Below are 16,786 nucleotides of genomic sequence, written 5' to 3' on the forward strand. Positions count from 1 at the left end.
GCGGGTCGTTTGTAGATAGATGGATCTATTCTCTTTTTAAATTTAATAAGCTGAGCCCTTGTCGGCATTGTTGCGTGAGGCATTTGTGTCTGCAGATTTTATTTTAAGTCGAACTCGTAATATTGGGATTATGGCCCATATTGATGCCGGAAAGACTACGACTACGGAGCGGGTACTCTATTATACTGGGGTTTCTCATAAAATTGGTGAGGTCCATGAGGGTGCAGCAACTATGGACTGGATGGAGCAGGAGCGGGAGAGGGGGATTACGATTACCTCAGCCGCCACAACCTGTTTCTGGAAAGAGAATCGGATTAACATTATCGATACTCCTGGGCACGTGGATTTCACTATTGAGGTAGAGCGGTCGCTTCGAGTGCTTGATGGGGCTATAGCGGTTTTTGATTCCGTTCAGGGAGTGGAGCCCCAATCTGAGACTGTGTGGCGCCAGGCAGATAAATATCAGGTTCCACGAATTGTGTTTATGAATAAGATGGATCGAGTGGGGGCTGATTTTTTTTCAAGCGTTAAATCTTTGGTTGACCGGCTGGGGGCTAAACCGGTTCCCGTGCAGTTGCCATTAGGGAGTGAGGATGCATTGCGTGGGGTGATTGACCTTCTGATCATGAAGGCGCTGGTTTTTGATGATGAAACTCTTGGTGCTGCTTATTCTGTCCAGGAAATTCCGGATGAGTTTATTGAGGTGGCGAAAGAGTATCGCGAGAAACTGTTGGATGCTGTTGTTGAGTTTGATGAAGTGGTGATGGAGCGCTATCTAGCTGGAGAAACTCTTGGAGTGGATGAGGTTAAGCGGGCAATTCGGGCAGGGACGGTAGGGTTGAAAATAAATCCTGTCTTTTGCGGGTCGGCTTTTAAGAATAAAGGTGTTCAGCCATTGTTGGATGGTGTGGTTGATTATCTTCCTTCCCCGGTTGATCTTCCTCCCGTTGTTGGCATTGATCCTCATACGGAAGGGGAGATAACTCGAAAGCCTGAAGATGATGAGCCTTTTGCTGCGTTGGCATTTAAGATAATGTCTGATCCTTTTTCCGGTCAGTTGACGTATTTTAGGGTGTATTCAGGGAAATTGTCGGCTGGATCCTATGTTTATAATGTGGCAAAGGGGAAGAAGGAGCGAATAGGGCGATTGTTGAAAATGCATGCCAATAAGCGAGAGGAGATTGAAGAGGTCTCGGCTGGTGATATTGCGGCAGCCGTGGGTCTCAAGGATACTCGAACGGGTGACACTCTTTGTGACGAAAAACATCAAATATTGCTGGAAGTTATAAAATTTCCTGAGCCAGTTATTTCGTTGGCGGTTGAGCCAAAGACCAAGCAAGATATGGATAAGCTTGGCTATTCTTTGGAAAAGCTGGCTCAGGAGGATCCATCTTTTCAGGTAAAAACTGATGAGGAGACGGGTCAAACGATCATCTCTGGGATGGGTGAATTGCACCTTGAGATCATTGTTGATCGGCTTCTTCGTGAATTTAAAGTGCAGGCTAATGTTGGGAAGCCTCAGGTAGCTTATCGCGAAACTATTAAGGGAAGAGCGGAGGCTGAGGGAAAATATGTAAAGCAGACTGGTGGTCGTGGTCAGTATGGCCATGTTTGGCTGAGGGTGGAGCCTGCTGAGTCTGGCGTCGGTTTAGAGTTCGTAAATAAAATTGTTGGAGGTACGGTTCCAAGGGAATACATCGCTCCGGTTGAAAAAGGGGTTCGTGAGCGGATGGAAAGTGGAATTCTTGCCGGGTACCCACTGCGGGACCTTAAGGTCACTTTGTTTGACGGCTCTTTTCATGAGGTGGACTCGAGTGAGATGGCCTTTAAGATTGCGGGGTCAATGGCGTTAGTGAGTGCTTGTCAGAAAGCCGACTTAGTGCTGTTGGAGCCCGTCATGAAGGTTGAGGTTCTTGTTCCCCAGGATTTCATGGGGGACGTGATAGGTGACCTGAATAGCCGGCGTGGAAAGATCCACGGGATGCGCGCAAGGGGGACTTCCCAGATTGTCGATGCTGCAGTTCCTTTGAGTGAAATGTTTGGGTATTCCACTGACTTACGTTCCAAGACTCAAGGGCGGGCTACTTATAGTATGGAATTTGAGTCTTATGAGGTGGTGCCAAAGCTCATGGCTCAGCAGATTATAAAAAAGAACCAAGGTGAATAGAATTTCTCCGGTATGTTTTCTAATTCGGTAAGGCAAGGATTTCAAGAGGAGGTAGGGCATGGCGAAGGCGAAGTTTGAGCGGAAAAAGCCGCATGTCAATGTAGGGACGATCGGGCATGTCGACCACGGCAAGACGACATTGACCTCGGCGTTAACCAAGGTAATGAGTGGTGCGGGTAAGGCCAAGTTCGTCCCCTATGATGAGGTGGCCAAGGCCAGTGAGAGCCAGGGCCGACGGGATCCGACCAAGATTCTCACCATTGCCATTTCGCATGTGGAATATGAAACGGATAATCGGCATTATGCGCACGTTGACTGCCCGGGGCATGCCGACTACGTCAAGAACATGATCACGGGGGCGGCGCAAATGGACGGCGCGATTTTAGTGGTCAGTGCTGCTGATGGGCCGATGCCGCAAACGCGGGAGCATATCTTGTTGGCGCGGCAGGTGGGCGTGCCGTTTATTGTGGTCTTTTTGAATAAAGCGGACAAGGTTGAGGACAAGGAGTTGTTGGAGTTAGTGGAATTGGAAGTGCGGGAGTTGCTCACGAAGTATGGCTTCCCGGGCGATGATGTGCCGGTGGTTATCGGGTCAGCGATCAAGGCCATTGAGGGGGATGAGAGTGAGGTAGGGGTCCCGTCGATTATCCGCTTATTAGAGGCCGTTGATAGCTACATCCCGACCCCGCAGCGGGCCATTGATAAGCCGTTTCTCATGCCGATTGAAGATGTCTTTACGATCAGTGGTCGCGGAACGGTGGTGACGGGCCGGGTGGAGCGCGGGGTGGTCAAGGTGGGCGATGAAATAGAGATTGTGGGGCTGAAGCCGACGCAGACGACGATTGTCACGGGTGTGGAAATGTTCCGGAAGGTGTTAGATGAGGGGCAGGCGGGTGACAATATTGGGGCGCTGTTGCGGGGCACGAAGAAAGAGGATGTGGAGCGGGGCATGGTGTTGGCCAAGCCGAAGAGTATTACGCCGCATACGAAATTCAAGGCGGAAGTGTATATTTTGACGAAGGATGAGGGCGGGCGGCATACGCCGTTTTTTAATGGGTATCGTCCGCAGTTTTACTTCCGGACGACGGATGTCACGGGGGTGGTGCAATTGAGCCCGGGGGTGGAGATGGTGATGCCGGGGGATAATGTGTCGTTTGAGGGCGAATTGATCTCCCCGATTGCCATGGAGCAAGGGGTGCGATTTGCAGTGCGAGAAGGGGGCCGAACGGTTGGAGCCGGGGTGGTCACGGAAATCGTCGCGTAAGAAATACTGGTGTTAGTGGAAAGGGTAGGTTTTTGTGGATCGAGACCGCAGAATACGAATACGCTTAAAAGGTTTTGACTATAGGGTATTGGATCAATCTCTTCGTGAGATTGTGGATACCGTTCGTCGGAGTGGTGCCCGCATTGCTGGACCGGTGCCTCTCCCTACGAGGATTGAGAAGTGGACGGTTCAGAGATCGACTCACGTTGATAAAAAATCACGTGAGCAGTTTGAAATTCGTACTCATAAGCGATTGTTGGACATTATGGAGCCAACGCCTGAGACAATGGACGCTTTGATGAAACTGAATCTGGCGGCCGGGGTGGATGTGGAAATCAAGCTGTAGGTTTTGTGGTAAAGGTCCCCCTTAGTTACAGTCAACTTAATCTAGGTAATTATTGAATTATGGTTAAAGGGTTGATAGGTAAAAAATTAGGTATGATTCAAGTGTTCGATGGGGACAGGCGCCTTATCCCTGTGACGGTTATTGAAGCGGGTCCATGCGGAATTGTTCAGGTCAAAAAAATGAGTACTGATGGCTATGAGGCTGTACAAGTTGGATTCGGTGAGGTTCCTGAACGCAAACGGACGAAGCCTCAGTTGGGGCACTTAAAGAAAGCAGGAAATAAGGTTTGGCGTCATTTGAGGGAGTTTGACTCTGCCGGCGAAGCGCAGGTTGGCTCCCTGTTGGACGTAAATTTATTTTCCGAAGGTGAATCAATTAATGTTCAGGGGATTTCAAAGGGAAAAGGATTTCAGGGGGTAATTAAAAGGCATAATTATGCGGGTGGCCCCGCATCCCATGGTTCTATGTTCCATCGAGCCCCTGGTTCTATCGGTTCGAGCTCTTTTCCTTCAAGGGTATTAAAGAATAAGAAGCTTCCTGGGCACATGGGAAATAAGCAAATCACGGTCAGAGGCTTAAAGATTTTCGGAATAAAGTCTGAGGAGAATCTCCTCTTAATTACAGGGTCTGTCCCTGGTCCGGTTGGAGGGGTAGTCATCGTAAGGAAGGTTGGCTGATGCAATCTATTGATGCTTTTCCCGTATTTGGCAAAGACTCTCGGCCTGTAGATAAAGTTGATTTAACTGATGGTGTTTTTAGTTCCACTGTCAATCCTTCATTGGTTCATCGCGCCGTGGTTATGCAGCGATCAAGTGCAAGGCAGGGAACTGCTTCGACGCTTGGCCGTGGAGAGGTAAGGGGCGGAGGGAAGAAGCCATGGAAGCAGAAGCATACGGGCCGGGCAAGGGCTGGATCTAGTCGTTCACCGATTTGGAGGGGTGGTGGGACAGTTTTTGGGCCTAAGCCAAGATCGTATGCCTCCACCATGCCTAAGAAAATGTATAGGGCCGCTCTGAGGGGGGCTCTTGCAGCTAAGGCTGGGGATGGATTGGTGGTGTTGGAGGATTTGGTTCTGCCTGAAATGAAGACGCGTGAATTAGTTAAATCCTTAGTGGGTGTTGGGGCGAGTGGAAAGGTCCTATTGGTTATTCAGGAGGGTTTAGCTGATCTTTTCCGTCTTGGAAGAAATGTAAAAAACTTAAAGGTTCTTCATGGCAAGGATCTTAATGTGTATGACGTGCTTTGGTGTGACAAGTTGGTCGTAACCAAAGTAGAGCTAGAACGAATCCAGGAAATTTGGGTGTAACGTGAATCCACATGATGTTTTGATCCGTCCTTTGTTAACAGAAAAAATCACCGCAATACGGGAAATGAAGAATGCAATTGCGTTCTCCGTGCATCGTCAGGCAACTCGAATTGATATTCGCAGAGCCGTGGAGAAGGTTTTTAGCGTTAAGGTTGCTTCGGTGAATGTGATGAATGTTAGGGGCAAAAAAAAACGACAAGGTCGCTTCACCGGTAAAAGGTCCGATTGGAGGAAGGCGTTCATTACATTAAAAGAGGGCGAAAAAATAGAATTGTATGAAAGCGCCTAGTGTGGATTCTTTTTGTCATTTAATGAAATAGAGAGAATTAGGTTATGCCAATAAAAGAATATAATCCAACGTCACCAGGCCGGAGGGGAATGTCGGCTGTTACGGGTGAGGGGCTGTCGCGTGAAAGGCCCGTAAAAGCCTTAACCAGCTTTAAATCTAAGTCTGGTGGTAGGAATAACGCTGGAAGAATTACTTCAAGATTTAAGGGTGGTGGTCATAAGCGACTTTATCGGAAAATCGATTTCAAGCGGGACAAGTTTAAGATCATAGGCAGGGTTGCCGCTTTGGAGTATGACCCTAATCGTTCGGCTCGAATTGCATTGTTGCATTATGCAGACGGGGAGAAGCGTTATATCCTGGCCCCTTTTGGTTTGAAGGTTGGAGATTCGGTCCAGGCCGGTTCTGGTGTTGACGTGAGGGTTGGGAATGCTTTGCCACTTATGGAAATGCCTCTTGGCATTGTGGTGCACAATATTGAATTGAAGCCAGGTAAGGGTGCCCAATTGGCCAGAAGTGCCGGGGCTTCGGCTCAGGTGATGGGTCGTGATGAGGGTTATGTTCAAATTCGTTTAACTTCCGGTGAAATGAGAAAGATCCTAGGAACATGCATGGCCACCATTGGGCAGGTTGGGAATACCGACCATAATAACGTAACCATTGGGAAAGCCGGTAGGTCTCGATGGTTGGGGCGCAAACCACATCAGCGTGGGGTTGTCATGAATCCTGTGGACCATCCGCATGGCGGTGGTGAGGGGAAGTCCGGTCAAGGTAATCCTCATCCGGTTTCACCATGGGGTCAACCGACAAAGGGTTTTAAGACCAGGAAGCCGCGAAATCAAAGCTCGCGTTTTATCATTGCAGGTAGAAAGAAAAAGTCCCGTTAATATAAGGGGGAATCGATGCCAAGGTCAGTTCATAAAGGTCCATTTGTCGACGACCATATTGCCAAAAAAGTAGAAAAGGCCAAAGAGGGAAGAGAGTCTAAGGTGATAAAAACTTGGTCTCGCCGGTCGACAATTATTCCAGATATGATCGGTTTGACTTTTGCTGTCCATAACGGGAAGAAGTTTATCCCAGTTTTTATTACCGACAACATGGTTGGTCATAAGTTAGGTGAATTCGCTCCAACAAGATTTTTTAAGGGACATGGGCATGCCAGGAGTGAAAAGGCAGTTGCGCTAAAGTAGGGAAATTAACCGACCTTATAAGTCATGAAATACTTGAGAAGGTAAAAAAAAGATATGGCTGAAGCTAAAGCAATTCTTCGACATGTAAGGGTGGCGCCACGTAAAGCAAGGTTAATTGTTGATTTGGTGAGGGGAAGGAACGCGGCTGAAGCATTGGCTATTTTGAAGTATACGCCCAGGGCTGCTGCCAGGGTAGTTGAGCAATTACTCTTTTCTGCTGTTTCTAACGCCGGGCAGAAAGATTTGGGTGATCCAGAAAATCTTAAAGTTGCGAGTGCTTATGTGGATGGTGGGCCAATTTATAAGCGCTTTCGCCCGCGATCAATGGGAAGGGCTAACCCTATCCATAAGCGGACGAGTCATATAACGATCATTGTTAGTCCGGCAGGTTAGTTGTGCCTATATTTTCAAAACTTGGAAGTTAGAGGGGGAGACAGAATACATGGGTCAAAAGACGCACCCGTATGGATTCAGATTGGGTTATACCCGTACATGGCATTCGCGATGGTATGCAAAAAAAGACTATGCGAAGCTTCTTCACCAAGATTTGTCAATAAGGGACGTGGTTAAAAAGCGATTGTATCATGCCGGCATATCCAGTGTGGAAATTGAGCGTTCCGGCAACCAGCTAAAATTAATTATTCATACCGCTCGTCCTGGCATTATCATTGGGAGGAAGGGCGCTGAAGTTGATAAACTAAAGGCCACGCTTGAAAAAGAATATGGGAATGAAGTTTTCGTGAACGTGAAGGAAATTAAGAAGCCGGAGTTGGATGCTCAGCTGGTTGCAGAGAATATTGCTACCCAACTAGAGAAACGGGTCTCATTCCGGCGTGCGTTGAAACGAAGCGTTGCCTCTGCCCTACGACTTGGTGCTTTGGGTATTAAGGTATATTGTGCCGGTCGACTGGGTGGACATGAAATTGCCAGAACTGAATGGTATCGGGAGGGTCGAGTGCCTCTTCATACTCTTAGGGCCGACGTGGAGTATGGGTTCGCCGAAGCGAAAACCGCCATGGGTCAAATAGGAGTTAAGGCATGGATATTTAAAGGGGATGCTCAGATTCCTTCTTTGGAAAAGTCAGAGCCCTCATTAGGCTTTTTATAAAAGATAGAATGACTTAAGTAATTGGAGTATTTGGAAGATGTTATCTCCGAAAAGAGTTAAGTTCAGAAAGGTTCAGAAAGGCCGGATGCGTGGGAAGGCCTACCGTGGTGGTGAAATCGCATTTGGAGTATTTGGACTTAAAGCCATGGAGCCTGGGAGAATTACTGCCAGGCAAATTGAAGCAGCTCGTATCGCGATGACGAGACATGTAAAAAGGGGTGGAAGGATTTGGACCAGAATATTCCCTGATAAGCCTATTACCAAGAAGCCTGCGGAAGTCCGAATGGGTAAGGGAAAGGGAAACCCTGAGTATTGGGTGGCCCCAGTAAAGTCTGGAAGAATTTTATTTGAAATGGATGATGTTACACAAACCGTTGCAGAAGAGGCTTTGCGTTTAGCAGGGCATAAGTTACCTGTGGCAACCAAGTTTGTTATTCGTGGCGAAATACCAGTTTTGTAGGTATTGGATATGGAAATGGACGAATTAAAAAATTTAGAAAAGAGCGAATTGTTTGAAAAAATCAATAAATTGAAACAAGAGTTGTTTCATTTTAGGAGTCAATTGGCATTAGGGCGCATGGAAAATCCAATGCGAATACGTGAGACAAGAAAAAATATCGCCAGGGTTCAAACCGTTCTACGCCAAAAAGCTAACTAGTCAACCACGATCTTGAAGGAAAGTTATTCAACTATGACACAGTCCAGGGCTCTGCCTCGATCGCTAACGGGAAAAGTTGTCAGTAATAAAATGCAAAAGACCGTAGTGGTTGAGGTTGTTCGCATTGAGCGTCATTCTCTTTATGGAAAAGTTATGAGAAAAAAGACAAAAATAAAAGCTCATGACGAAGTGAATCAATGCCTAATAGGTGATCAGGTTAGTATTGTTTATGCCCGTCCTTTAAGTAAGACTAAACACTGGCGTGTTTCGGAGGTTTTAACTAAGCGAGTGACCACTTAAGAATCAGGAATATGATGTTATAAACATTTCTTTAGTTTGTAAGAAATTGAGTTAACAAATGATACAAAATTATACTTATCTTGATGTTGCCGATAATTCTGGCGCAAAAAATGTAATGTGCTTCCATGTGCTGGGTGGAACAAAGCGTCGGTATGGGTCTTTGGGTGACATCATAGTTGTTGCTGTGAAAGAAGCAATTCCAAAGGCTTCGGTTAAAAAGGGTGACGTTATGAAGGCCGTAATTGTGCGAACAAAAAAGGGACGTCGCCGGGAAGATGGATCTCACATTAAGTTTGACCGAAATGCCTGTGTTTTAGTTAATGCTCAAGGGGACCCGGTTGGAACTCGTATCTTTGGGCCGGTTGCAAGAGAACTAAGGAAGAAAAAGTATATGAAAATTATATCTCTGGCTCCAGAAGTCATTTAGGGTAAGGTATTATGGCTGAAAAATTTAGAATTAAAAAAGGCGATATGGTTATGGTCATCGCTGGCAAGGAGCGTGGGAAGACCGGTAAAGTCCTCCAGGTTCAAACCAAAGATGCCAGGGTTACAGTTGAAAAGCTCAACATATTAAAACGCCATACCAAGCCAAACGCCAAAAACAAACAGGGTGGAATTCTTGAAAGGGAAGGCTTCATGGCTATTTCAAATGTCATGGCTTTTTGTGAATCGGTTAAGAAGCCTTCAAGAATTAAAATGAAAACTTTTGATGATGGACGGAAAGTCCGTGTTTATCAAAAGGCTCCAACTGAAGTTTTGGATAAAAGCCGATGAAATCAAAATCTGGAACAAAACAAGCAGTTAAAGAAAAAGAAAAAACAGTAGGTTCATCTGCGATTAAACCCGTGAATTACGTTCCTCGGATTAAAGCGATGTACCAGGAAAAAGTCATCCCGGCCATGATGAAGGAGTTTGGCTATGAAAATCCTATGCAGGTCCCTCGAGTTGAACGGATTGTCTTAAATATCGGAATGGGGGAAGCGGTTCAAAATGTCAAGTTGTTAGAAAGTGCAGCCACAGAACTGGAGCAAATTACAGGGCAAAAACCTGTTCTGACTCGCTCCAAGAAGGCCATCGCAGGATTTAAATTGCGTGAAGGAATTCCGATCGGAACGAAGGTTACCTTAAGAGGTGCAAGAATGCATGAGTTCTTGGACCGATTGGTTTCCGTGGCTTTGCCAAGAATTCGTGATTTCCGCGGGATCTCACCGAAAGCTTTCGACGGTCGGGGTAATTATACCCTGGGGTTAAAAGAACAGCTGGCATTTCCTGAAATTAAATATGATGACGTTGCATCTATACATGGGATGGATATTACGTTTGTAACCACCGCTCAACGGAATGATGAAGCCAAATCATTATTGGCTCACTTGGGAATGCCTTTTAGAAAACCCTAGAGAGGGAAAGGAGCGTACGTGTCAAGGTTAGCATTAAAGAATAAGGCTAAGCGAAAGCCAAAATTCTCATGTCGCCACTATAATCGCTGTACTCTTTGTGGGCGGGTGAGGGGGTTTTTGCGCCGTTTCCTAATGTGTCGAATTTGTTTTCGTTTCCTTAGTTTGCGTGGTGATATCCCTGGTGTCACCAAGTCCAGTTGGTAGGTTTCGAGTGGTAAACCGTTTTTTAGTAATTGGCAAATAATTCAATACGAGGTTTTTTAGCATGTCGATGACTGATCCTCTCGCAGATTTATTCGTGCGAATTCAAAATGCGGGACGCCGTGGACACGATTTGGTTAAAATTCCATCTTCTCGTGTAAAAAAGGATATCCTCCGAATTTTCAAGGAAGAAGGGTTCATTCGTGACTACAAGTCAGCTACTGGTACCAATGGGCACCCAGTTATTGAAGTATCACTTCGATATGCTCCTGGTCGACAGAAGAAATCTTTCATAACTGGGATAAAAAGAATTAGTAAGCCTGGATGTAGAGTCTATGCTGGGAAAGAAGATCTTCCACGTGTAATGCGTGGGTTGGGGTTGGCGATCTTGACCACTGACCGAGGGTTATTAACGGATGAGCAATGTCGGAGTTCCCAGGTTGGCGGTGAGATTCTTTGCCACGTTTGGTAATTTTGGATACCTTATTTACTTGGATTTTTAATTAATAGGTAAATCATGTCGAGGATTGGAAGACAGCCGATATCAATTCCAAAGGGCGTGGAAGTTCGCGTCCTTGATGGGAACATTTTGGTGAAAGGCCCGCTGGGTCAGCTGCAATGGGGTCTGAGCCCTGGCATACAAGCCAGTATCGAAAATGAAAAAGTTTCTTTATCCAGAAGTAACGATTCAGCCAAGCTTAAGGCCTTACACGGGCTAACAAGGGCTGAAATCGCTAATCAGGTTAAGGGAGTGAAGGAGGGTTTCCAGGAAAACTTGGAAGTGATGGGGGTTGGATACCGTGCCCAAATTCAAGGAAGTGAATTAAGTTTTTCTGTCGGATACGCTCATCCCGTTTCAATAGGATTGCCAAAAGGAGTTGAGGCGTCGGTCGATAAGCAAACCTCGATTTCTCTTAAAGGTATTGATAAACGAATGGTTAGCTTGGTTGCAGCTCAAATCAGAAGTATGAAGGTTCCTGATGTGTATAAGCAAAAAGGTATAAAGTATGTTGGTGAAATCCTTCGTAAAAAAGCTGGCAAAGCCGGCAAAAAGTAGGTTGAACTTGTGAATATACTTGAAAAACAAAAAAGATTGCATAAGCGGAGTCGGCGGGTGCGTTTGCGCATTGTGGGATTATCTTCTCGTCCACGATTAAGTGTTTTTAGGAGTAATTCTCATATTTATGCTCAGATTATTGATGATTCGGTTGGTCGCACATTGGTTTCGGCGTCATCCTGTGACCCTGGTTTAAAAGAAAAAATAAAATCTGGTGGGAATATTGAAGCGGCGAAAATGGTGGGACAAGCAATCGCTGAACGCGCAAAAGCCATACCTATTGAACTAGTGGTATTTGATCGAGGTGGAAGACTGTATCATGGTCGGGTAAAGGCTTTGGCAGATGCCGCTCGTTCGGGGGGACTGAAATTCTAATCAGGCCCAGCCTTAAATTTTGCTAAAGGGAAGGATTCACTTCTGTGAGGGTTAATGTTGAAGAGCTCAATTTAAAAGATAAGCCGGTTGTAATTAACCGTGTAGCCAAAGTAGTGAAAGGTGGAAAGCGTTTTTCATTTTCTGCTTTGGTGGTTGTAGGCGATGGCGATGGTTGGGTTGGTGTGGGAAAAGGCAAAGCGACTGAAGTTCCGTCTGCCATTGCTAAGGCCGTGGCTCATGCAAAAAAAAATCTTATTAGGATCCCACTTAAATCAAATACTATCCCCCATGAAGTGCATGGGTATTTTGGTGGAGAGCACATTGTCTTGAAACCTGCAAAGCAGGGTACTGGTATAATCGCAGGAGGAGCAGTACGTTCGTTGTTGGAGGTGGCTGGTGCTCAGAATATTGTTGCGAAAACCCTAGGACGTGGGAATCCGTTTAATGCTGTGAGGGCAACTATTCAAGGGTTGAGCCAACTTCGTGATCCACATGAAGTAAGGGAAATGCGTCGAACGGCTGTCGGGATGGAAGATTAATCGATATCTAATGACCAGTCAGGAAACCTGGAAATCATGGTGACACCAACCAATCTCTCAATTACATTAAAGCGAAGCACAATAGGCCATCCGGATAAGATGCGTGTGGTTTTATTGGGGCTGGGACTTAGGAAAATTGGACAGACCGTTAGTCGTCCGGATACAGACCAAGTACGAGGATTAATTTATAAGGTCAGGCATCTTATTGAGGTTGCAGTTTCATGAAGTTACACGATTTACATCCATCTCCAGGTTCAAGAACAAAGAAGAAGCGCCTTGGCCGTGGGCCTGGGTCCGGTTTGGGTAAAACAGCTGGGAAAGGGCATAAAGGGTTGTTAGCCCGTTCTGGCAGGGCTAATCAAGCTGGTTTTGAGGGAGGGCAAATGCCACTTGCCCGCAGATTACCTAAGCGTGGGTTTACAAACATTTTCCGGATCAAATATTCAGTGATAAATCTTAAAGATCTGCTTGCCCAGGAAAAAACCATGAACTTTAACCCAAATGTTTTTAAAGAAATTGGGTTAATTAAAGGACGAAACCCACAAGTTAAAATACTTGGTTCTGGGGAAATCAACCGTCCAATTGTTGTTGAAGCACATAAATTTAGTGATATTGCCAAACAAAAAATTGAGAATGCCGGTGGGCAAGCAAAGGTGATCGGCCGTGCTTGAGCGGCTAGTCACGAGCATTCAAAATATTTTTAAAATCCCGGAATTGCGTAGCCGGGTAATATTTACCTTGTCTATGCTCGCAGTCTATCGTATCGGTGCTCATGTCCCGACCCCCGGAATCAATAATGAAGAGCTTTTTAAGTTTCTCACCGAACGAGGTGGGGCCCTCATGGGCTTTCTTGATATTTTTTCTGGAGGGGCTTTATCTAGATTAACGATTTTTGCCTTGGGCATAATGCCCTACATTAGCGCCTCAATTATTTTACAACTTCTCACGGTCGTTGTTCCGCATCTTTCTAAATTAGCCAAAGAAGGAGAGCGAGGAAGAAAGACAATCATTCAGTACACCAGGTATGGAACTATCGTTATTGCCTTAATTCAGGGCTTTGGTATTGCTCTTGGCCTTGAAGGAATGAACGATGGTGCATTTGTTCTTGACCCTGGTTGGTCATTTCGATTGATGACGGTGATTACGTTGGTAGCCGGAACGGCCTTTCTCATGTGGTTAGGAGAGCAGATTACCGAACGTGGAGTTGGAAACGGGATATCACTTATTATTTTTTCTGGGATAGTTGCTAGTCTTCCCAGTGCAGTTGTTCAAACATTTGATTTATATCAGGTTGGTCAAATCAGTCTCCTTTTACTGTTAATCCTTGGTGTCGTGATGCTGGCAGTAATGGGAGCTATAGTGTTTCTTGAAAGTGGACGACGAAAAATTGCGGTTCAATATGCCAAGCGAATAGTTGGGCGACGGGTTTATGGTGGGCAAAACACTCATATACCTCTAAAAATAAATACGGCTGGTGTTATCCCCCCAATTTTTGCCTCATCAATTATTGCATTTCCAGCCACGATAGCAAGTTTTATCCAGGTGCCGTGGGTTCAAAGCATCGGGGCGCAATTAGCTCCGGGTTCTTTACTGTATACCATGCTATACGTTGGAATGATTATATTTTTCTGTTTCTTCTATACGGCCGTGGTACTTAACCCCGTCGATATGGCAGACAACATGAAAAAATATGGTGGATTTATCCCAGGGATACGACCTGGGCAAAAAACTGCAGACTTTATTTATAAGGTACTGACAAGGATTACATTTGCCGGAGCTATCTATTTAGCTATTGTGTGCGTGATTCCTGAACTTCTGATTTACCGACTAAATATGCCGTTCTATTTTGGAGGTACCTCCCTCTTGATTGTCATTGGAGTCGGTTTGGATACGGCGCAACAAATTGAAAATCATATGCTCATGCGGAATTATGAGGGTTTTCTTGGAAAAGGTTCCTTAAAGGGAAGAAGTGGTTAACGGAATGAGGGTTATATTTCTTGGTCCTCCAGGGGTTGGAAAAGGGACCCAGGCAGATTTTATTGCCAACAAATTCGGTATTCAAAAACTTTCAACAGGAGATTTGCTTAGGGAAAGTGTTGATAAGCGTACGACCCTGGGAAATGAAGCGAAGGCTTTTATGGAACGTGGGGAATTGGTTCCGGATAATGTGGTGATTGGTTTAGTTGAAGAAAAATTAGGGTCTCCGGAATGCCGCAAAGGTTTCCTGTTAGATGGATTTCCTCGAACCGTAGCCCAAGCAGATAAGCTGTCATCTATTTTGGAAGTGAATGGAGAAGCCATTGATCGGGTTGTATATTTTTCCCTTCCAGAAACGGACATAATCGAACGAATAAGTGGGAGACGGAGTTGTCCAAAATGTAAGGCAGTATATCATCTCAAGTCCATACCACCCAAAAAAGATGGGGTATGCAATGAATGTGAAGTGCCTCTAATTCAGCGAAATGATGATAAGCCAGAAACCATTCAATCGAGATTGGTTGTATATCAAAAACAAACAGAGCCCTTAATCCAATATTATAAGGACCGTGGAATGCTTTCCGAATTGGATGGGGCAGGGGTAGTTTCTGCGGTTCAGGAGAGATTGGTAGCTCTCTTAACCAAGTCCAGATAGAATGATCATCATAAAAACGGCTGAGGAAATTGAACTCATTGCTTTGGCCGGTAAAATCGTTACTCAATGTCATCAATTGCTTGTGAATGAAGTGAAGCCAGGTATGACTACATTGGAATTAGACAGACTTACAGAGGAGTGTATTCTTGATTTGGGTGGAATTCCTGCATTTAAAGGGTATAGGAATTATCCCAATAGCCTCTGTGCATCTATTAATGAAGAAGTCGTACATGGAATCCCATCAAGGCGTGAATTGAAAGACGGGGACATCATCGGATTGGATGTTGGAGCCATTGTTGAAGGTTTTTATGGAGATGGAGCCGTGACGGTTTCAGTTGGGGCCATTCCTGAAAATATTCAATTATTGATTGGAGTCACTCGAGATGCTCTACATAAAGGACTCGAACAGGCTGTTGTGGGTAATCGTCTTTCTGACATTTCTTTTGCAATTCAAACTCATGTAGAAAAGCATGGGTATTCGGTTGTTCGTGATTTTGTGGGTCATGGTATTGGACGGCAGTTGCACGAAGAACCCCAGGTCCCAAATTATGGAAGACCAGGACAAGGCCCGCGTTTAAAGCCTGGGATGGCACTTGCCATTGAGCCAATGGTTAACCTTGGAGGATCGGCAGTCAAAGTCTTGAAAGATGGCTGGACGGCAGTTACGTGCGATGGATCACTTTCTGCTCACTTTGAGCACACAATCACAATTGAAGCGAATGGTGCACCTCGCATTTTAACAGGATAGTCCTAGGTTGGAGGTCAGGTAAATTTCCTCATGGGAAAAGAAGATATTATTGAGGTTCAAGGGGCAGTAACTGAAACGTTGCCGAATGCGATGTTTCGGGTTCAGTTGGAAAATGGGCATAAAATATTAGCCCATATTTCTGGAAAGATGCGGATGCATTTTATTAGAATTTTGCCAGGAGATAAGGTGACAGTGGAATTATCTCCATATGACCTGACTCGTGGACGGATTACCTATCGGTTTAAATAGAGGTTGTTATCGTGAAAGTTAAATCATCAGTAAAACCAATCTGTGTTAAATGTAAGGTCATTCGCCGCAAAGGGGTTGTAAGGGTGCTCTGCACAAATCCCAAACACAAGCAGCGACAGGGCTAAGGTGCGTTAATGTTTGTTATGGATAGATTAAGCCAATCCCTAGAGAGAGGAAAGTAAGAAATGGCTCGTATCGCAGGCGTAGAGTTGCCGGTAGGAAAAAGGATTGATGTTGGATTAACCTATATTTTTGGGATTGGTCCGGCCAGTTCACGGGATATATTGCGAAAGACGGGAGTTTCTCCGGAAACGAGGGTGAAGGACCTGCAAGAAGATGAGGTGGTCCGTTTGCGTGAGACAATTGATAAGGATTACGACGTAGAGGGTGACCTTAGAAAAGAGGTCACAATGAGTATTAAGCGTTTGATGGATATTGGAACTTATCGTGGGTTACGACATCGGAAAGGTCTGCCTGTAAGAGGCCAACGGACCAAAACAAATTCACGAACGAGAAAAGGGCGACGTGGGGCAATTGGGGGAAAAGTTAGGAAATAAGCTGCTGAAAGGGATCTTTCATGAGTGTTAAAAAGGGAAAAAAGAAGGATAGAAAAGTTTTACAAGTTGGGATCGTGCATATCATGGCCTCATTTAATAATACCATTGTGACGATCACGGATATGACCGGTGGGGCTGTAACCTGGGCGAGTGCCGGTAGCCAGGGATTTAAGGGATCGAGAAAGAGCACTCCATTTGCCGCTACGCGTGCAGGTGAAGTTGCTGCAAAGAAAGCAATGGAGTTTGGCCTTCGACAAGTGGATGTCTATGTGAATGGACCTGGGTCTGGACGAGAAGCCGCTGTGAGAGCCCTTCAATCCGCTGGTTTGCGAGTCAATCTTATTCGTGATGTGACGCCGATTCCCCATAATGGGTGTCGGCCGCCAAAACGAAGACGAGTGTAATT

General features: G+C 45.5%; 30 protein-coding genes. All 30 read left to right on the top strand.

The window, feature by feature from the left end; all coding sequences use genetic code 11:
* The first annotated feature begins 85 nt into the window (after positions 1–85).
* Entirely contained in the window at positions 86–2,167 is a 2,082-nt protein-coding gene (gene fusA, locus AAH187_RS01295; protein WP_342346614.1) for an elongation factor G, read from the top strand.
* Between the two features lie 58 nt (positions 2,168–2,225).
* The gene (gene tuf / locus AAH187_RS01300) at positions 2,226–3,431 is read left to right on the top strand and encodes an elongation factor Tu (protein WP_342346607.1); all 1,206 of its coding nucleotides are present in this window, start codon (positions 2,226–2,228) and stop codon (positions 3,429–3,431) included.
* Positions 3,432–3,465: 34 nt separating this feature from the next.
* Positions 3,466–3,777 (top strand): 30S ribosomal protein S10, encoded by a 312-nt coding sequence (gene rpsJ, locus AAH187_RS01305; RefSeq protein WP_312646254.1) that lies wholly within the window; start codon positions 3,466–3,468, stop codon positions 3,775–3,777.
* Between the two features lie 59 nt (positions 3,778–3,836).
* Positions 3,837–4,454 (top strand): 50S ribosomal protein L3, encoded by a 618-nt coding sequence (gene rplC / locus AAH187_RS01310; protein WP_342346615.1) that lies wholly within the window; start codon positions 3,837–3,839, stop codon positions 4,452–4,454.
* Positions 4,454–5,083, top strand: a complete 630-nt coding sequence (gene rplD, locus AAH187_RS01315; RefSeq protein ID WP_342346616.1) for a 50S ribosomal protein L4 — start codon at positions 4,454–4,456, stop codon at positions 5,081–5,083. The genes rplC and rplD overlap by 1 nt, the downstream gene beginning before the upstream one ends.
* Position 5,084: 1 nt before the next feature.
* A complete protein-coding gene (locus AAH187_RS01320) occupies positions 5,085–5,372 on the top strand; it encodes a 50S ribosomal protein L23 (RefSeq protein ID WP_342346617.1) in 288 nt (95 codons plus the stop codon).
* A gap of 44 nt (positions 5,373–5,416) precedes the next feature.
* On the top strand, positions 5,417–6,256 hold the full coding sequence (rplB, locus tag AAH187_RS01325) for a 50S ribosomal protein L2 (RefSeq protein ID WP_342346618.1): 840 nt from the start codon (positions 5,417–5,419) through the stop codon (positions 6,254–6,256).
* Positions 6,257–6,271: 15 nt separating this feature from the next.
* Complete coding sequence (gene rpsS, locus AAH187_RS01330; RefSeq protein ID WP_342346619.1) at positions 6,272–6,559, top strand: 30S ribosomal protein S19; 288 nt, start codon at positions 6,272–6,274, stop codon at positions 6,557–6,559.
* Positions 6,560–6,613: 54 nt separating this feature from the next.
* A complete protein-coding gene (gene rplV / locus AAH187_RS01335; RefSeq protein ID WP_342346620.1) occupies positions 6,614–6,952 on the top strand; it encodes a 50S ribosomal protein L22 in 339 nt (112 codons plus the stop codon).
* Between the two features lie 49 nt (positions 6,953–7,001).
* Positions 7,002–7,667, top strand: a complete 666-nt coding sequence (gene rpsC, locus AAH187_RS01340) for a 30S ribosomal protein S3 (protein ID WP_342346621.1) — start codon at positions 7,002–7,004, stop codon at positions 7,665–7,667.
* Between the two features lie 37 nt (positions 7,668–7,704).
* Positions 7,705–8,127 (top strand): 50S ribosomal protein L16, encoded by a 423-nt coding sequence (gene rplP / locus AAH187_RS01345; RefSeq protein ID WP_342346622.1) that lies wholly within the window; start codon positions 7,705–7,707, stop codon positions 8,125–8,127.
* 15 nt (positions 8,128–8,142) lie between these two features.
* Positions 8,143–8,325, top strand: coding sequence for a 50S ribosomal protein L29 (rpmC, locus tag AAH187_RS01350; protein WP_342346623.1), 183 nt, complete (start codon positions 8,143–8,145; stop codon positions 8,323–8,325).
* Positions 8,326–8,358: 33 nt separating this feature from the next.
* The gene (gene rpsQ, locus AAH187_RS01355; RefSeq protein ID WP_342346624.1) at positions 8,359–8,625 is read left to right on the top strand and encodes a 30S ribosomal protein S17; all 267 of its coding nucleotides are present in this window, start codon (positions 8,359–8,361) and stop codon (positions 8,623–8,625) included.
* Between the two features lie 58 nt (positions 8,626–8,683).
* A complete protein-coding gene (gene rplN, locus AAH187_RS01360; RefSeq protein ID WP_312646266.1) occupies positions 8,684–9,052 on the top strand; it encodes a 50S ribosomal protein L14 in 369 nt (122 codons plus the stop codon).
* An 11-nt stretch (positions 9,053–9,063) separates the two neighbouring features.
* Positions 9,064–9,399 carry a 50S ribosomal protein L24 gene (gene rplX, locus AAH187_RS01365; RefSeq protein WP_342346625.1) on the top strand — a complete coding sequence of 112 codons (336 nt, stop codon included), beginning with the start codon at positions 9,064–9,066 and terminating at the stop codon, positions 9,397–9,399.
* On the top strand, positions 9,396–10,022 hold the full coding sequence (gene rplE / locus AAH187_RS01370; RefSeq protein WP_342346626.1) for a 50S ribosomal protein L5: 627 nt from the start codon (positions 9,396–9,398) through the stop codon (positions 10,020–10,022). Before rplX ends, rplE begins: the two co-directional genes overlap by 4 nt.
* A gap of 18 nt (positions 10,023–10,040) precedes the next feature.
* A complete protein-coding gene (locus AAH187_RS01375) occupies positions 10,041–10,226 on the top strand; it encodes a type Z 30S ribosomal protein S14 (RefSeq protein ID WP_342346627.1) in 186 nt (61 codons plus the stop codon).
* Positions 10,227–10,293: 67 nt separating this feature from the next.
* Positions 10,294–10,695, top strand: coding sequence for a 30S ribosomal protein S8 (rpsH, locus tag AAH187_RS01380; protein ID WP_342346660.1), 402 nt, complete (start codon positions 10,294–10,296; stop codon positions 10,693–10,695).
* 45 nt (positions 10,696–10,740) lie between these two features.
* Positions 10,741–11,280, top strand: coding sequence for a 50S ribosomal protein L6 (gene rplF, locus AAH187_RS01385; protein ID WP_342346628.1), 540 nt, complete (start codon positions 10,741–10,743; stop codon positions 11,278–11,280).
* Positions 11,281–11,295: 15 nt separating this feature from the next.
* Positions 11,296–11,655 carry a 50S ribosomal protein L18 gene (gene rplR, locus AAH187_RS01390; RefSeq protein ID WP_342346661.1) on the top strand — a complete coding sequence of 120 codons (360 nt, stop codon included), beginning with the start codon at positions 11,296–11,298 and terminating at the stop codon, positions 11,653–11,655.
* Between the two features lie 44 nt (positions 11,656–11,699).
* Positions 11,700–12,194 (top strand): 30S ribosomal protein S5, encoded by a 495-nt coding sequence (rpsE, locus tag AAH187_RS01395; protein ID WP_342346629.1) that lies wholly within the window; start codon positions 11,700–11,702, stop codon positions 12,192–12,194.
* 36 nt (positions 12,195–12,230) lie between these two features.
* On the top strand, positions 12,231–12,419 hold the full coding sequence (gene rpmD / locus AAH187_RS01400; RefSeq protein ID WP_342346630.1) for a 50S ribosomal protein L30: 189 nt from the start codon (positions 12,231–12,233) through the stop codon (positions 12,417–12,419).
* Positions 12,416–12,865, top strand: coding sequence for a 50S ribosomal protein L15 (gene rplO / locus AAH187_RS01405; RefSeq protein WP_342346631.1), 450 nt, complete (start codon positions 12,416–12,418; stop codon positions 12,863–12,865). The genes rpmD and rplO overlap by 4 nt, the downstream gene beginning before the upstream one ends.
* Positions 12,858–14,171 (top strand): preprotein translocase subunit SecY, encoded by a 1,314-nt coding sequence (gene secY, locus AAH187_RS01410; protein ID WP_342346632.1) that lies wholly within the window; start codon positions 12,858–12,860, stop codon positions 14,169–14,171. Before rplO ends, secY begins: the two co-directional genes overlap by 8 nt.
* 4 nt (positions 14,172–14,175) lie before the next feature.
* Positions 14,176–14,826 (top strand): adenylate kinase, encoded by a 651-nt coding sequence (locus AAH187_RS01415; RefSeq protein ID WP_342346633.1) that lies wholly within the window; start codon positions 14,176–14,178, stop codon positions 14,824–14,826.
* A gap of 1 nt (position 14,827) precedes the next feature.
* Entirely contained in the window at positions 14,828–15,574 is a 747-nt protein-coding gene (map, locus tag AAH187_RS01420) for a type I methionyl aminopeptidase (protein WP_342346634.1), read from the top strand.
* 30 nt (positions 15,575–15,604) lie between these two features.
* Positions 15,605–15,823 carry a translation initiation factor IF-1 gene (gene infA, locus AAH187_RS01425; protein WP_342346635.1) on the top strand — a complete coding sequence of 73 codons (219 nt, stop codon included), beginning with the start codon at positions 15,605–15,607 and terminating at the stop codon, positions 15,821–15,823.
* Between the two features lie 11 nt (positions 15,824–15,834).
* On the top strand, positions 15,835–15,948 hold the full coding sequence (gene rpmJ / locus AAH187_RS01430; RefSeq protein ID WP_312646280.1) for a 50S ribosomal protein L36: 114 nt from the start codon (positions 15,835–15,837) through the stop codon (positions 15,946–15,948).
* Between the two features lie 60 nt (positions 15,949–16,008).
* Positions 16,009–16,380, top strand: a complete 372-nt coding sequence (rpsM, locus tag AAH187_RS01435; protein ID WP_342346636.1) for a 30S ribosomal protein S13 — start codon at positions 16,009–16,011, stop codon at positions 16,378–16,380.
* A 20-nt stretch (positions 16,381–16,400) separates the two neighbouring features.
* Entirely contained in the window at positions 16,401–16,784 is a 384-nt protein-coding gene (rpsK, locus tag AAH187_RS01440; RefSeq protein WP_342346637.1) for a 30S ribosomal protein S11, read from the top strand.
* Positions 16,785–16,786: the final 2 nt, after the last annotated feature.

This window comes from uncultured Nitrospira sp. (genome assembly GCA_902500695.1).
Lineage (GTDB): Bacteria > Nitrospirota > Nitrospiria > Nitrospirales > UBA8639 > Nitrospira_E.

Coding starts and splice junctions, on each gene's coding strand:
- tuf (WP_342346607.1), top strand. CDS start 2,226: ATGGCGAAGGCGAAGTTTGAGCGGAAAAAGCCGCATGTCAATGTAGGG.
- rplC (WP_342346615.1), top strand. CDS start 3,837: ATGGTTAAAGGGTTGATAGGTAAAAAATTAGGTATGATTCAAGTGTTC.
- rplD (WP_342346616.1), top strand. CDS start 4,454: ATGCAATCTATTGATGCTTTTCCCGTATTTGGCAAAGACTCTCGGCCT.
- rplB (WP_342346618.1), top strand. CDS start 5,417: ATGCCAATAAAAGAATATAATCCAACGTCACCAGGCCGGAGGGGAATG.
- rpsS (WP_342346619.1), top strand. CDS start 6,272: ATGCCAAGGTCAGTTCATAAAGGTCCATTTGTCGACGACCATATTGCC.
- rplV (WP_342346620.1), top strand. CDS start 6,614: ATGGCTGAAGCTAAAGCAATTCTTCGACATGTAAGGGTGGCGCCACGT.
- rpsC (WP_342346621.1), top strand. CDS start 7,002: ATGGGTCAAAAGACGCACCCGTATGGATTCAGATTGGGTTATACCCGT.
- rplP (WP_342346622.1), top strand. CDS start 7,705: ATGTTATCTCCGAAAAGAGTTAAGTTCAGAAAGGTTCAGAAAGGCCGG.
- rpmC (WP_342346623.1), top strand. CDS start 8,143: ATGGACGAATTAAAAAATTTAGAAAAGAGCGAATTGTTTGAAAAAATC.
- rpsQ (WP_342346624.1), top strand. CDS start 8,359: ATGACACAGTCCAGGGCTCTGCCTCGATCGCTAACGGGAAAAGTTGTC.
- rplN (WP_312646266.1), top strand. CDS start 8,684: ATGATACAAAATTATACTTATCTTGATGTTGCCGATAATTCTGGCGCA.
- rplX (WP_342346625.1), top strand. CDS start 9,064: ATGGCTGAAAAATTTAGAATTAAAAAAGGCGATATGGTTATGGTCATC.
- rplE (WP_342346626.1), top strand. CDS start 9,396: ATGAAATCAAAATCTGGAACAAAACAAGCAGTTAAAGAAAAAGAAAAA.
- rpsH (WP_342346660.1), top strand. CDS start 10,294: ATGACTGATCCTCTCGCAGATTTATTCGTGCGAATTCAAAATGCGGGA.
- rplF (WP_342346628.1), top strand. CDS start 10,741: ATGTCGAGGATTGGAAGACAGCCGATATCAATTCCAAAGGGCGTGGAA.
- rpmD (WP_342346630.1), top strand. CDS start 12,231: ATGGTGACACCAACCAATCTCTCAATTACATTAAAGCGAAGCACAATA.
- rplO (WP_342346631.1), top strand. CDS start 12,416: ATGAAGTTACACGATTTACATCCATCTCCAGGTTCAAGAACAAAGAAG.
- AAH187_RS01415 (WP_342346633.1), top strand. CDS start 14,176: ATGAGGGTTATATTTCTTGGTCCTCCAGGGGTTGGAAAAGGGACCCAG.
- map (WP_342346634.1), top strand. CDS start 14,828: ATGATCATCATAAAAACGGCTGAGGAAATTGAACTCATTGCTTTGGCC.
- infA (WP_342346635.1), top strand. CDS start 15,605: ATGGGAAAAGAAGATATTATTGAGGTTCAAGGGGCAGTAACTGAAACG.
- rpsM (WP_342346636.1), top strand. CDS start 16,009: ATGGCTCGTATCGCAGGCGTAGAGTTGCCGGTAGGAAAAAGGATTGAT.
- rpsK (WP_342346637.1), top strand. CDS start 16,401: ATGAGTGTTAAAAAGGGAAAAAAGAAGGATAGAAAAGTTTTACAAGTT.